Raw genomic sequence first — 14,376 nt, 5'->3', positions numbered from 1 at the left:
CCGTTATGTGTAAAACACGAATACTCATTATTGAAGATGACGCGACGTTAAGTGAACAAATTACTCAACTACTGCAGGCTCGAGGGTTTGACACTCGCCATGAAAACGATGGTCATGCCGGATTGCACGCTGCGCTTGAGGAAAACTTTGACCTTGTATTGCTCGACATACGCCTTCCATCGTTAAATGGTCTCTCATTGTTGCATCAACTTAGGCAAATTAAACAAACACCTGTAATGATGATTACAGCATCTGGTGCCGAGCAAGAGCGAATTGAAGGCTACCGCAAAGGCGCAGATGACTACTTACCTAAGCCCTTCAATTTTACAGAAATGATGCTTCGCATCGACGCAATACTACGGCGTAGCAAAGCGATGAATAGTTCAGGTACGCAAAAGTCAGAAATATTGGTGGATGTGCTTTATCTAAACCGCATTCAACAGGTGACTAAATACCACGCAAAGTTACTCGAATTTACACCTATACAATTCAAGCTTCTTTGGATGCTCGTAGAAAACAAGGGCGAAACCTTGAGTAAAGCATTTCTTTACCACAGTGTGCTCAATAAACCCTTTTCTCGATATGACCGAAGCCTAGATATGCACCTTTCTAGAGTACGCAAAAAGTTAGTTGAAACGGGTATGCCCCCCGAGCGCCTGGCCACGGTTCATGGACAAGGATACCGCTTTTCGTGAAAAATAAATTGCTTTGGCGGCTATGTGCATTCATCGCGGTTGGTACTGTTTTGCTATTTTGGGCCATTGCTTGGCTTACTAATCACACCGAAACTAGCATGAGCTTTCTAGATAAGGCGCACCAAGAAACCCTTTACGCCTATGGGAAGGAAGCCGAAAAAATCTACCTGGAAAAGGGAGAAGAAGGGTTAGCCGTTTTCTTAAAAGAGATAAGAGCGAAAGAGAACACCTGGCTTGCTGTGCTTAACTCTGAAATGACAACATTCGCTGATACCAAGATGTTAGATGAGTTTGCTGATAGGTTTCAAATTGGGCGGAGCCCTGAATGGAAAATACATTTGTATTTCTCTGAAAACCCTGTAATGGAAGTGCCTTTTGTAGACAACAACACACACTTTTTGATTCAGCTTCCACAGCGGATGCGCCCAGGCTCGTTATTACTCGCCACCCGCTTGGCATTACAAATTGCATTACCTTTAGTCATACTAAGTCTATTGAGTTTTATGCTTTATCGACATGTTATGACACCACTTAAGCAGTTAGAAAGGGCAACAAAAGATTTTGCTAACGGTAACTTAGAAGCCCGTGCAATGGCTACGATGCCCGAGCGAAATGATGAACTTACTACACTTGCTCAAACCTTCGATAAAATGGCGCAAAGAACGAGCAGTCTCATTTATAACCAAAGAAGTTTGCTTGCAGACCTTTCTCACGAGCTTCGCACGCCTCTTGCTCGCATTGATATGGCGATAGACTTTGTAGAACAAGACATTAACCGTGAACAAGCCCTTTCCCGCCTGCGCTATGAAGCAAGCACAATGAGAGAGCTTGTTGAAGATACCCTAACCTTTGCCTGGCTAAATACAGAGTCACCTCAATTAAACAGCGATGATTTTGATCTTGTAGAGCTTATCAACGTTATTTGTGAAGATGCCCGCTTTGAATACCCTGATAGAACATTATGCGTAAGCACGCCGGAATGTGCGAGTATAGAAAAAAGCAGTCAGCTTGCTTTGGGGCAGGCATTAGAGAATATTGTCCGCAATGCTTTGCGCCATACACCGCAACAAAGCAAAGTAAGCGTGACCTTGGTCAGCGATAACAATAACTACGTTATCACTGTTACAGACGAGGGCACTGGCGTCCCTGAATCAATGCTTAACGCCATATTTGAACCCTTTTTCAGGGTAGACAAGGCCCGTGCAACGAAAAACTATGTTCATGCTGCAAAGCGCTCTGGGTTTGGCCTTGGGCTTGCACTGGCGAAACGCCAAATTGCCGCGGTCGGCGGCGTCATATCTGCGTGCAATCGCGTCAACAAAGGCGATGAGCAAAACAATAACTCTTATCTAACTGGCGCAACAAAGCAGACAGGACTGATGGTCACCATCACCCTGCCTAAGTTTTCTGATGCTGCTTTCGCAAACTAAGAAGTCTTTTCACACCAAGTAGTGTGCCAGTATAAACTAAGATACAGCAAAGCAAGCTGACCAATCCTGCTATGGTCTGGCCTATAAAGCCGAAATATTCGCCCGTATGTAAAAAGCGAGAAGTGCCCCACGCCTGACTTCCTTTGGGCCAATCTTCTTTATATAGTGTCCTAGTGATGTCACCGGTTCCCGTGTCGAAATACAGTGAATACGCTAACTCTTGCCTGTGCCCTATACTTTTATCAATATAAAATCGGGCGACGCCCTCACTTTTACCAATCTCCATCCACATGGAGTACCAATTCTGATAGCCATGTTCATTGGCGTGTTGCTGCGCTTTATTAAATAACGTGTGGTAACTGACAACGTCGGCGTCTAGCGTTTCAGGCATTGCCTTCTTTTCGCGAGCAGGTACTTGTTCACCATACATGCCATACAGTGCTTTGTTAGCCCATTCAAAATAAAACAGCGTAGCCGTTGTTCCAATTACAAGTAAAAAAGGCAATGACCACATGCCAAAAACAAAATGCCAATGTCGGCGACGATGTTGTTTGTTTGTGTATTTTTGCCGCAACCACATTTGCTGCTTTAAGGACTTTTTAGATAGGTGTTTCGGCAACCAAATGATGACACCCGATAACAGCAAAAAAATAAAAATAAGATTGCTATAAGCCGTTATGGTTTTGCCAATTAATTGGTAATCGCCTTCCATTAAGAGGTATCGATGGAGGTCAGTGATGACATGAAATGCTTCTTCAACAACCCCTTCTCCCTCTCTTAATATGCCTCCGGTATAGGGGTGAATAAGATAACTATGCTCGCCCGCCCACGCCGGAATGGCCGCTCCTTCACTATTTACCCATCGAACGAAAATATGCGCTTCGTCAGGATGCTTTTCGCGAAGTAGTGATACAACTTGGTCAGTCGAGATCACCGACTTTTCAATATCAATGGTTTGCGCATAAGCCATTTCACTTAGCTCTTTAAACTGGCGCTCGTAAGTTAGCAATACCCCAGTAAAAGCCATAATGAAAACAACAATGCTGGCCAATAAGCCAGCAAATAGGTGGGTCCAAAAGACCCACCTTTTAAACGTGGAAAAGTTCATTTAATAGCGTTACTTAGAAATCGTAAGTCACTGATAAACGAATATCTCGCCCAGCTTCTTGTGGACCAACAACGCTTGGGAATACTTCGCTGTAATCACCCACACTTGAATGGTCGATATAGGCTTCATCAAACAGGTTAGTAACAGCAAGGTTGACGCTAAGATCATTCGTTACTTCCCATTCGCCATAAATATCCACTAGGGTATAGTCTGCTTTGTTTAGTGAATACAGCGAATCAGTCCAGCCATTTTCTAAGGCCTGATGAAGGGTATCTATGTTGATGTCGTCAACCATAGTAATATTGAAGCCTACGCTGATGTCAGCAGTAACGGTGTAGTCTGCACCAAGTACCCAGGTATCGCCGCGGCTATTACCTAAGCCAACAAACTCGTACCCGTTAATATCGATGCTGTTATAAGGCACGCTGTATAGATCTTCACGAGGCATCAACTCAACGTCTACGCTTGAAAACCCAAAGTACAGGTCAACAGAATCCCAGCGATACGCAAGGTTAAACTCTACGCCAGATGATTCTAGGTCGCCGATATTATTAAATACCGAGTTACCTTGATAACCGCTAAATAGCACATCATCAATGGTAGATTCATAAGCGCTAAGACGCGCGTTTAGATTATTGGCACTGTATTCAATTGACGCTTCGATATTGGTAACAGTTTCAGGCACCACGTCACTGGCAACAACAGGAACGTCTTCGCCATCGTATAAGTACTCATCTAGGGTGAAGCCATCACCAATTTGCTTGCCGCGCGCCGCTTCTGCGTAGCCAAGACCAAGGGACCAAGCTTCGGTAAGCTGATATTCAAGACCTGCGTTAAAGCTAAGTTCATTGTCATCTAGTCCAGATGGCTCATCGGTAACAGGTGTGCCGTAATAGTCATCAATAAGAATTTCTTGCTGGAAGTCAAAATTGTCATAACGTACGCCATAACTTAGCAACAATTCTGGCGTGATGTTGCTATGAGCCTGCGCATAGATTCCTAATACGCTGCCTTCTTCTGCATTTTGAACAGGGCCTGTTCCTGGGCCGCTTTCTACTTCGTCTTTGCGATAATCGATACCATAGGTAAATACGTGATTGGTAACGTCGCTCGTATTTCTAATATCAAATCCATAGGTATCGATATCAGATAAGAAGTCAAAACGTCCGCCGCGGAACGATGATGAAGTTTGATATGCTGTAGCTTCTAAAAACACCAATGCGCTATGGTCAAAACGGTAGTTCGCAACATAGGTATCACGCTCTGCTTCACTAGGATAAAGCGGGGCACCTTCTAGTACTACCCAGTTAGGTCTTGCCGAAAACTCACCTTCTTCATCGCGCTGCTCCGCGCTTATCGAAAGGTATTGATTATCCGCAATGTAACCACTGGCTTTAAGGAACATGAGATCTTGATCTGCGGCAGTACCTAGTACTTCATTGCCGTCACCGTCTTCAAAGTTATCTCTGTCAACCGTGCTGTAATAACCTAGTAAGCCCCAAGTGTCGCTTAGCTTTCCATAAAGGCTGCCGCTATATCGGGTACCATCGTTTGAGAAATAACTTGCTTTTACTCGACCGCCAAATTGTTCGTCGCCTCTCAATAAATCTTGCGCGTCTTTGGTTTTAAAGCGTATTGAACCGCCTATAGCACCTGGGCCGCTCGTCGCTTCGCCGGCACCAGCCTGCACATCAATTTGCTTCAAAAGATCAGGGTCTAAAGTAACGCGACCAATGTGGTGAAATAGCGTTGAGGTTTGTTGTGCGCCATCTACGGTTACATTTAGGTAAGCATCTTCTAATCCGCGGATAAAGATTTTTTGTGCTACACCCACTGAACCGCCAACGCTGACCGACGGCGACTCTCTGAAAACGTCAGCTAAGTCGTTTGCCTGAAACTGCTCAATATCTTCAGCAGTAATGCTTAAGTTAGTTGCTGCGCCTACCACAGCAACTCGCTCTATAGACTTGGTTTCTTCATTCTGGTTTTCTAAGGATTGCGCGAATACTGCTGGGCTGGATAGCGTGCACACTGCACTAGCTAAAACTAACTTTTTCAAGGGTAACTCCATTTGACAATCAACAATTACAAATAAGAAACATTCTCATTAAGTTTTGTCTAAATGGATAGTATTTTTACAATTGTTACACTTCTTTGAGTGGTTGTGGCTTGCGACTATAAACGTAACTGCCTTTCGTGCTTAATACTTAAAAACAACAATACGGTTTTTTTAAAGGTAAATTTTAGCCAAAAAAAAGCCGCTCTTAGAGCGGCTTTTTTCAAATACGTCAGCGATTACGCTTCAGCAATGATGATCACTTTGATTGAAGTGATAACGTCAGAGTGAAGTTGTAAGTCGATGTCATACTCACCAGTCTCACGAAGAGTACCAGTAGGTAGTTTAACTTCTGCTTTTTGTACTTCAACGCCAGCTGCAGTGATTGCATCAGCGATGTCACGAGTACCAACAGAGCCAAATAGTTTACCTTCGTCACCAGCAGGAGCTGCGATTGTAACTTCAGCAAGCTCAGCAACTTTTTCAGCGCGTGCGTTAGCAGCAGCTAGTTGCTCAGCAATTTTCGCTTCAAGCTCAGCACGACGTGCTTCGAACTTTTCAACATTGTCTTTAGTTGCAGGAACCGCTTTACCCTGTGGGAAAAGGAAGTTACGAGCGTAACCAGACTTAACAGTCACTTGGTCGCCCAGGCCGCCAAGGTTGGCGATTTTATCTAGTAGGATGATATTCATCTTAGCTAACCCTTATATTCGCCAAATTACTTGTGTGAATCAGTGTACGGAAGCAACGCAAGAAAACGTGCGCGCTTGATCGCAGAAGACAGCTGACGCTGATATTTTGCGCTTGTACCAGTAATACGGCTAGGGACAATTTTACCGCTCTCAGTGATGTAGTTCTTAAGAGTAGCGATATCTTTGTAATCAATCTCAGTCACACCTTCTGCAGTGAAACGGCAGAACTTACGACGTCTGAAAAAACGAGCCATGGGTGATCTCCTTAAGCGTTGTCTTCAGTGGTTTCAGTTTTCTTTTCCGCGCGATCTTGGCGAGGAGCAGAATCGTCACGACGCTCACGACGAGGCTCTTCTTTCATCATTGGAGAAGGCTCAGTCACAGCAGTCTTAGTGCGCATAACCATGTTACGTAGGATCACGTCGTTGAAACGGAAAGCATTTTCCAATTCATCAACAGCTTCTGCAGACGCTTCAGCATTGATTAGTACGTAGTGGGCTTTGTGCAGCTTTTCAATTGGGTAAGCCAGTTGACGACGGCCCCAATCTTCTAAACGATGAATCTGACCACCGTCTTGCTTTAGGATTGTGGTATAACGCTCGATCATACCAGGTACTTGTTCACTCTGATCAGGGTGAACCATAAATACGATTTCGTAATGACGCATTATAGCTCCTTACGGTTGTAGCCTCGACAGTACAGCCGACTGTATGGAGACAAGGAACGAATTGGGATGGCTGTAAGGGCGCGCATTATACGCATACAAACATCGTTGCACAAGCATTAATCAACTTTTGCAATCATTTTGCGCTTGTCATTATTTAAGTAGTTTGTACCAATAACGTTTCGCGGTTAATGCGAAACGCTTTTATGTGGAATAGAAGAAACACGGATTAAAGGAAAGCAAAAGGTAAATTCTGTGCCGTTAAAATCAGAAGTCACGCTCAGTGAACCTTGGTGCGCTCTTGCAATTTCTGATGCGATAAATAACCCCAACCCTAACCCGTCGTTTTTTACACTGCTTTCTTTACGCCAGAAAGGCTGAAAAAGACGCGCCTTAGACTCATCAGATATTGGTGTACCGCTATTTTGCACACTGAGAATAAAATCGTTTCGGTTGGTGATGACTTTCACATATACCGGATGGGCTTGGTCACCGTGAACCAGTGCATTTTTCAGTAAATTAGATAAAAGCTGACACACTCGCTTTTCATCACAGACCAGCTGCTCGGTGATATCGATATGCGTTCTGATAGTGCAATTAGGGTAATTAGTAGCTAGCTCTTCAGCCGTATAATTCAACTGTTGCGCTAAACTGACTGCTTTGGCCATTTTCACAGGTAGCCCTTCGCCCATACGGCTATGAGTAAAGTCCATCGCATCTTCAATTAAACGCGTCATCCTCTGCACACTATTTTTCATTCTCGACACTGCTTTAAATACAGGTACTTGAACAGTGCTGGCTATTTGACTGTCTTTTATTATGTCGTCAAGAAAGCTGATACCAATTTGAATGGAAGATAAGGGCGTCCGAATATCGTGGCCTAAAATAGCGATATACTGTTCTTGAAGGCGAGCAATATTTCTTGCATCAGTAAGTTGCGCCTGTGAACGCTCCATCTGGTCTTTTAATAAAATTTGGCTAGATATAAGTTTAGCGAAAGCGCTAATTTGCCCGTGAACAAGTTCGTTGCGTAACTCCCTAGGTTCTGGGTCTAGGCCGCAAAGCGTTCCAAAAAAGTTACCATTTGCATCGTATATGGGGTAGGAGAAATAACTTTCAAAGCCATACATAATAGGAATGGGATTATCACAATATTCACTATCAGCAGATGCATGATTAATGACTATCTGTTTTTTGCTAGCTCTGACGGTTCTACAAAAGGTAGTTTCAATTTCCAAATGATCGCCAGGCGTTAGACCAAATTCTGCATTATCTAATACGGCACACATTGTCCATGCTTCTTCGGTGACTCTCGCAACACAGATAAAACGCAAATCTAAGCTACTGGCCAATATTTGCATTATATAAGGGACTGCTTCGATTGCGTCGATAGCCTGAATATTTTGCTGAACAGCTTCACTCACTACCATAACTTTAGAGTTCCTTTTTTCGAGAGTGTGCTTATGAACACTACATTTCTACTGTTCCAGGTATGTAGGACGCTGAAATAAATTACTAATTTACGGTTCCCCGAGGACTTTGAATCCAAGCGTACATGAAGCTCCCAAACTACACTAAAGTATAATCAGCAGCAATGTTACCGATAATGACAAGAATATTTTCTACTTACTGTTTATTTATACAGTATTTTACTGTACAGTTTTTGTGTCTTTAATAAACAGGGGACCTACCATGGCCATTACCACACAGTATGTTGTTACGCACAAAGGGGTAGAAAAATTGGTAACTACCGACAAAAAAGAAGCGGATCAGTACGATAAGATGCTTGATGCAGCAGATAACCTTGCTGACTATATTCACGCGAAGGGCATAAAGCTAGACGATAGCGTAGTTGAAGAGCTCACAATTATGCTGGCGAAAAACAAAGATAAAGTCGGCAAAATCTTTAAAGGCGCTACAGCAGAAAGCGTATTAGAAGATGAAAGCGCAGAAGTAGTAAAGCTACAGGCCAACGGCTGATAATGTAGCTCAACTCCCCCTTTATGTCGTTATGATAAACAATAAGTAAGAGCAACTGCCGCTTTAAATGCGTAAGTTCTGATAACATAACTTCGCAAAATGATGTTATTTGATAACATCACTTTAAAGCGGTGCTACCTCCCGTTACTTGCTTCTTGCTAGCTGAAATAAGTTGGTAAACAAGTAAGAAACAAAGTATCGCCTTTGCTAATGTGAACATAAGACATATATACAGGTCGGGCTTAGCGTGAATACCATCAATAAAAACAATAGCACTCATTCCCAGTGCAACGCAGTGCCTAAAAAGCACAACGCATTAATAGAAGAGTGCAACCCAGCAATTGAAGTAAATAATTTACAGTTTTCGTACAGTAAAGAAAGCCCGCCCGTCATTGATATAAAAGAATGGCAGGTGCCACAAGGTGAACATGTTTTTCTATCAGGCCCTTCGGGTAGCGGAAAGAGTACATTGCTTAATTTACTATGCGGTACTTTGGCACCCACCCAAGGCGACATAACCTTGTTATCGCAGCCCTTCTCTTCCTTATCAAACCGTCAGCGAGACAAGTTTAGAGCACGCAATATTGGCGTTGTCTTTCAGCAGTTCAATCTTATTCCGTATCTTTCTGTGGCACAAAATATTAACGCTGCAGTGTACTTCGCAAATAGTAAAGTAAGTAAAACGGCAGGAGATGATAAGCTTCTCCATTTACTCGACAAGCTACAGCTTCCTTCACAAGTACTACACGCAAAGGCCGATGCCCTAAGTATAGGCCAGCAGCAGCGTGTAGCTATAGCCCGAGCGCTTATTAATGACCCACAGTTATTAATTGTCGATGAACCGACTTCGGCGTTAGATAGCGATGCGCGAGATAGCTTTATGTCGCTGTTAAAAGATGTTGCAGATAAGAGCACCATGATTTTCGTTAGCCATGATAAAGCCATGGAGAGCTATTTTGACCGTCATTGCAGTATCAGTGAATTGAGCCCAAGTACGAACCACGCAATATCCTCAGTCGGTGGCATCGAACAAGCACAGGAGCGTGCGTAATGCTAAGTACCATTGCTATTGAAAGTCTAAAGCGCAGGAAAACAACGGCAATACTTACGCTGTTAAGCATTACCATCAGCATTAGTTTACTTCTATGCGTTGATATTATTCGCAGCCAAGTGAAAACCAGCTTTACGCGAACAGTGTCCGGCGTCGACCTTATCGTTGGTGCTCCAAGCGGCCAGCTTAATCTACTATTGTCGTCGGTGTTTAATATAGGAACACCCACTAAGGGCATTGAATATAAGAGTGTTGCATCGCTTAAATCTAACAAACAGGTGTCGTGGCTTATACCCCTCTCTTTAGGTGATACTCACCGAGGTTTTAGGGTGGTAGGTACGACCAACAGCTTCTTTGACCACTTTAAATACGGTGACATGCAGTCACTACAGCTATCTGATGGAGCGACATTTACTCAGCCGCTATCTACAGTAGTTGGTGCTGATATAGCGGAATCATTGGGATATGAAGTGGGTGATAAAATTATTATTTCTCACGGTTTAGGCAGTGTCTCATTCAATAATCACGACGACCACCCTTTTACTATTTCCGGTATTTTAGATAAAACGGGCACCCCCGTAGATAAGGCTGTGTATGTCACCTTACAGGGGCTTGAAGAAGCCCACGCAGGGCCCAAGCATCCGCCCACTTCAATGTTAGGCCGTAAATCGAGTAATAAATCCACCGCCGACGAGCACGAGCACGAGCACGAGCACGAGCACGAGCACGAGCACGAGCACGGCGAGCATACCGGTGAACATGAGACATACAACAGCGAAGCGTTTTCGCCTGAGTCAGTATCTGTAGTGATGCTTGGGCTAAAACATCGCGTTACAGCGTTACAACTTCAGTACCAAATCAACCAAAGTAAGAAAGAGCCGCTCATGGCTATACTACCGGGAATGGCACTCGCTGAGCTTTGGCAAATCATGGGAAATGTAGAGTCGCTATTGCTTGGGTTATCTGGCCTTATCGTTATATGCGCACTTATTGGGCTTGCGACTATGCTACTTGCAACTATGCGTGAACGTTACCAAGAGATAGCGGTTTTACGTACCATTGGAGCAGGACCTTTCACCCTACTTCTACTTATTCAAATTGAAGCTATGCTGCTTACTATGTTGAGTGCTTTGCTAAGCTTAGGTTTGGTGGCCGGGTTAATGAGCGCACTAAAACCCTGGTTAAGCAGTACCTATGGATTGTTTTTAAGCAGCCCGCTGTTTGGTCAAAGCAGTGTTATCATCATTTTACTAATACTGGGGTGCACTTATTTGGTTTCGCTGTTTCCCGCTGTGGCGGCCTATAAACGAGGCCTACACGCAGGACTCAATGCGAACTCATAAGTACCTATGCTTACAGCGTGATTTCGGGCTAAAAAACTTCCATTTAGCCCCTCACCTGAGCACCAATAGGTCTTCAATGAAAAGCGCTGGGGAGAGAATTACTCTCCCACTCGCTTGTCTGTACTGAAACGCAAAATCAGCTCGTGAACTTGATTTACCGTAGCGCGTAAATCGTGGCTCGCTGCTAGCGATGCCTCAGAGGAGCGCTGAGTTTCAGAAGCGCCATCAGCCACTTCCACTAACTGCTGGTTAATATGCTCTGCCACCGTGCTTTGCTCTTCTACAGCAGAAGACATCTCTACCGTAGCATCAGCAATACCTTTCACCGCATTATTTATTTCAAATAATGCCCCACGTGTTTCTTCCACGATTATGCTGCCGTGCTCTGCTGAAGCTAGCCCTTCTGTAGATACCCGCACAGCGCGATCAGAACGCTCAGCCAGTTCACTGATGATATTGTGGATTTTATCGGTTGATTCACGGGTTTTCGAAGCCAATGTACGTACTTCATCGGCAACAACTGCAAACCCCCTTCCCTGCTCACCTGCCCTAGCTGCTTCAATGGCAGCATTAAGCGCAAGCAGGTTAGTTTGCTCGGCAATGGTGGATATAATGTTGGCCGCTTCACCTATATCGCTGGTTGACTGAGCGAGCTCAGTTACCGTTGTTGAAATTGACTCTACCGCCTCGCGCAAAGCAACAATTGCCTGCATGGCTTGTTCAGCTTTTTGGTTACCTGTTTCTACGTTAGCTGCGGCTGTTTTAGCACTTTTCGCATTTCCTTCAACCCGCTCAGCCACTTCTTGAATAGCCTGACTCATTTGCGTCACGGCAGATGCTATTTGCTGAGTGGCTTGGTTTTGCTGTACAACGGCGGCGCTAGTACTTTCTGCCTGATGGTGGGTTGTATTAGCTATGTTCTCAAGACCTGTTGATGCATCTTTAATTCGGGTTAACGCCGTGCGATTTCTGGCAAGTTCACAGCCTAGCGCGAGTTTAGCTTGGCTTATATGAGGTGGATCAGGAAAGTAGGTTTGTGACACAGTTTCATTTGCGTAGCTTTCAGGACTAAGCGCAAGTAGTCCGTGCCAATCTTTTTTGGCTTTAGTTTGTTGAGCCAACATTAAAATAATAGCGCCGAGTAGCGCTATGCCAGCAGCAACAGCGCCATGGGTAAACGCCAATATCAAAACCATTAGCGCACTGAGTACTAATGATGGTGCTAAATGCGAAAGCATTTGTACGAGGCGAACCGCTGGCGATACCGGCGATTTGCCTTCTCTTATTCTTTCATAAACCTTTGTAGCTCTGTTTATTTCATCATTTAACGCAGGAACTCGAACAGATTCATACCCCACGATTGTTTTACCTTCATAAACGGGAGTCACGAATGCCGAAACCCAGTAGTGATCACCATTCTTCCTTCTGTTTTTAACTAATCCCAGCCAGCTTTGTCCAGACTCTAAAGTACGCCACATTTCCTTAAACACGGGCGCTGGCATATCGGGGTGTCGAATCAAGTTATGGTTTTTGCCTATTAATTCTTCGCGGGTAAAGCCACTTGCTTCCACAAACTCGCTATTACAATGTTGAATAACACCACGTTTGTCGGTTGATGAAATAAGGCGGTGGTGAGGGGGGAATTTATACTCTTTTTGGGTAACAGGCTGGTTATTTCTCATTGAATACTTTCTCCATTTTGCAAAGCGTTCATCCTTAAAGCAGAGAATCTTTGCTTTCTCATAAGACTAGAACATAAACAGCCGCTGTCTAGCTTAAGCAAAAAATTAGAGAAATTTTATATTTTATCAGTGAGTTAGGAAAGCACTTTATACTTTAGGCCAATGGCAATACAACAGACACTTTTGTGCCTCTGCCTTCAGCGCTGACAATATCAATCCTGCCATTATGCTCCTCGACAATGGTCATAGAAATTGACATACCCAGCCCAGTCCCCTCACCTGGCGGTTTGGTAGTAAAAAACGGAGTGAACACTTTACTAAGCGTTTCTTTTGACATGCCCGTACCTTCATCTTCAACGACAAGATAGACACTGTCTCCCTCCTTCTGTACTTTTAGGGTTATGCTTTTCCCCTCAGGCGTGGCATATATCGCATTGGTTAAGAAGTTTACAAGCACTTGCTGAATTTGCCCTGAGTTTCCGTTAAAGAAAGCGTCTTCCTCTGGTACTTCAAAGCGTACTGTATTGCGATAACGATGCAAATTGTTGGTAAGCTTAATCGCTGTATTCATGGCTTCGATAGCGCTAATTTCGGAATGCTTGCCCGAACCTGGATAAGAGAAACTTCTTAACGCTTTCACGATTTCGATAATACGCTCAATACCTTCATGAGACTCATCAAACATTTCCGCGATTTCATTTGCACTTTCTTTAAGCGAAAAACGCTTTTCTAGCGCCATGAAATGCGCTGCAACTTCACCACCAGCTTCTTTACAAAGGCTACCTATTTCTTCAAGCGCACGCTGATAATCGGTAAAGATATCTTTTGCAACGACAGTGTTACTTCGCACATAACCAATAGGATTATTAATTTCATGGGCGATACCTGCGGCTAACTGGCCTAACATGGCCATTTTGTCAGCACTGACTAACCTTTCTTCAAGGAAATCCCGATCCTTTTTCACGTTACTCAGTTCTAGTTGCCTGGTATTTAGTTCACTTTTTTTATTTTGGTATCGAGAGGTAATGTTGAGGTAGTGCTTTGTGGTATCTAAAACGTAAAGCGTTTCTTCCTCTAGATTGTCGTCTTTGGTCAACAATACTAACCACGTATATTCCCCCTTCGACATTTCATGCATCAAGTGAAGTAAGCGAGACTCTTTTTCTGTTTCAGGCTGTATTACTGCACTAACACACCAGTGGGAATAGCTTTCTCGTAAATCTAGTGGTGTTTCCTGCTTGATAAATTGCGCTAACGAGGGGGACGTAATCCAGCCCTGCCCCTGAACCAGTACACTGTCATCGTTGCCAATAATGAGTTCGCCATCTTTTAAGGTAAAGGCTTTGCCGCAAAACGCACCGCTGAACTCTACGGCAGATTCAAGCGCCGAAAATATGTAACTCTCTCCAGATGTTGCTTGAGTAAGTTGGGATGCTGTTCGATTGAGGTAAAGAAGCTCTCGTTCCCTTTGTTTAGAGTCTTTGAGTGCTTTACGTAATGCCTGATTGGCTAAATAGGCATCCTGTGAATAAGTTTCTAGGAAAGATTCAGCGTTTTTACGTGCAATCTTTTGACGCTTAAGTTGACGCTCTAGCGAATTAACACGGGCTTCAAGCGCACGAATGCGTTCGTTTTCGGTGGAATACGATGTTTCACTCACCTAAAAGCCCTCCAT

General features: G+C 44.0%; 13 protein-coding genes. 5 read left to right on the top strand and 8 right to left on the bottom strand.

All coding sequences use genetic code 11. The features are described from left to right. The first annotated feature begins 5 nt into the window (after window positions 1–5). Together ACYTPF_RS11625 and ACYTPF_RS11620 are read left to right on the top strand one after the other, a co-directional pair. Window positions 6–695 carry a response regulator transcription factor gene (locus ACYTPF_RS11625; protein WP_269918471.1) on the top strand — a complete coding sequence of 230 codons (690 nt, stop codon included), beginning with the start codon at window positions 6–8 and terminating at the stop codon, window positions 693–695. Further along, complete coding sequence (locus tag ACYTPF_RS11620) at window positions 692–2,125, top strand: sensor histidine kinase (RefSeq protein ID WP_461852305.1); 1,434 nt, start codon at window positions 692–694, stop codon at window positions 2,123–2,125. Before ACYTPF_RS11625 ends, ACYTPF_RS11620 begins: the two co-directional genes overlap by 4 nt. Here ACYTPF_RS11620 and ACYTPF_RS11615 read toward each other — a convergent pair. The 6 genes from ACYTPF_RS11615 to ACYTPF_RS11590 all read right to left on the bottom strand — a co-directional run bounded on the left by ACYTPF_RS11615 (window position 2,094) and on the right by ACYTPF_RS11590 (window position 8,069). Continuing rightward, window positions 2,094–3,233: a PepSY-associated TM helix domain-containing protein gene (locus ACYTPF_RS11615; protein WP_461852304.1), complete on the bottom strand. Its 1,140-nt coding sequence runs from the start codon at window positions 3,231–3,233 to the stop codon at window positions 2,094–2,096. The two genes, ACYTPF_RS11620 and ACYTPF_RS11615, sit on opposite strands and share 32 nt — an antisense overlap. 13 nt (window positions 3,234–3,246) lie before the next feature. After that, window positions 3,247–5,292 carry a TonB-dependent receptor gene (locus ACYTPF_RS11610; protein WP_461852303.1) on the bottom strand — a complete coding sequence of 682 codons (2,046 nt, stop codon included), beginning with the start codon at window positions 5,290–5,292 and terminating at the stop codon, window positions 3,247–3,249. Window positions 5,293–5,528: 236 nt separating this feature from the next. Continuing rightward, window positions 5,529–5,981: a 50S ribosomal protein L9 gene (rplI, locus tag ACYTPF_RS11605; RefSeq protein WP_012519953.1), complete on the bottom strand. Its 453-nt coding sequence runs from the start codon at window positions 5,979–5,981 to the stop codon at window positions 5,529–5,531. Between the two features lie 26 nt (window positions 5,982–6,007). Continuing rightward, the gene (gene rpsR, locus ACYTPF_RS11600) at window positions 6,008–6,235 is read right to left on the bottom strand and encodes a 30S ribosomal protein S18 (RefSeq protein WP_012519954.1); all 228 of its coding nucleotides are present in this window, start codon (window positions 6,233–6,235) and stop codon (window positions 6,008–6,010) included. An 11-nt stretch (window positions 6,236–6,246) separates the two neighbouring features. Further along, the gene (gene rpsF, locus ACYTPF_RS11595) at window positions 6,247–6,648 is read right to left on the bottom strand and encodes a 30S ribosomal protein S6 (RefSeq protein ID WP_014951120.1); all 402 of its coding nucleotides are present in this window, start codon (window positions 6,646–6,648) and stop codon (window positions 6,247–6,249) included. Between the two features lie 185 nt (window positions 6,649–6,833). Next, window positions 6,834–8,069, bottom strand: a complete 1,236-nt coding sequence (locus ACYTPF_RS11590; RefSeq protein ID WP_461852336.1) for a GAF domain-containing sensor histidine kinase — start codon at window positions 8,067–8,069, stop codon at window positions 6,834–6,836. A gap of 268 nt (window positions 8,070–8,337) precedes the next feature. Here ACYTPF_RS11590 and ACYTPF_RS11585 point away from each other — a divergent pair, with 268 nt between their 5' ends. From ACYTPF_RS11585 to ACYTPF_RS11575, 3 genes are all read left to right on the top strand, one after another. Next, a complete protein-coding gene (locus ACYTPF_RS11585) occupies window positions 8,338–8,625 on the top strand; it encodes a YebG family protein (protein WP_461852302.1) in 288 nt (95 codons plus the stop codon). A 247-nt stretch (window positions 8,626–8,872) separates the two neighbouring features. Then, a complete protein-coding gene (locus ACYTPF_RS11580; RefSeq protein ID WP_461852301.1) occupies window positions 8,873–9,676 on the top strand; it encodes an ABC transporter ATP-binding protein in 804 nt (267 codons plus the stop codon). Further along, window positions 9,676–11,019: an ABC transporter permease gene (locus tag ACYTPF_RS11575; RefSeq protein WP_461852300.1), complete on the top strand. Its 1,344-nt coding sequence runs from the start codon at window positions 9,676–9,678 to the stop codon at window positions 11,017–11,019. Before ACYTPF_RS11580 ends, ACYTPF_RS11575 begins: the two co-directional genes overlap by 1 nt. 98 nt (window positions 11,020–11,117) lie before the next feature. Here the strand turns inward: ACYTPF_RS11575 and ACYTPF_RS11570 are convergent, their stop codons facing one another. Together ACYTPF_RS11570 and ACYTPF_RS11565 are read right to left on the bottom strand one after the other, a co-directional pair. Beyond that, window positions 11,118–12,701, bottom strand: a complete 1,584-nt coding sequence (locus tag ACYTPF_RS11570; protein WP_179984869.1) for a methyl-accepting chemotaxis protein — start codon at window positions 12,699–12,701, stop codon at window positions 11,118–11,120. Between the two features lie 154 nt (window positions 12,702–12,855). Then, window positions 12,856–14,361: a sensor histidine kinase gene (locus ACYTPF_RS11565; protein WP_461852299.1), complete on the bottom strand. Its 1,506-nt coding sequence runs from the start codon at window positions 14,359–14,361 to the stop codon at window positions 12,856–12,858. Window positions 14,362–14,376: the final 15 nt, after the last annotated feature.

The sequence above is a fragment of the Alteromonas sp. HB246098 genome, assembly GCF_054890645.1.
Note: the sequence above shows the minus strand (reverse complement) of the source record. Positions and strands in the feature narration are given on the sequence as shown.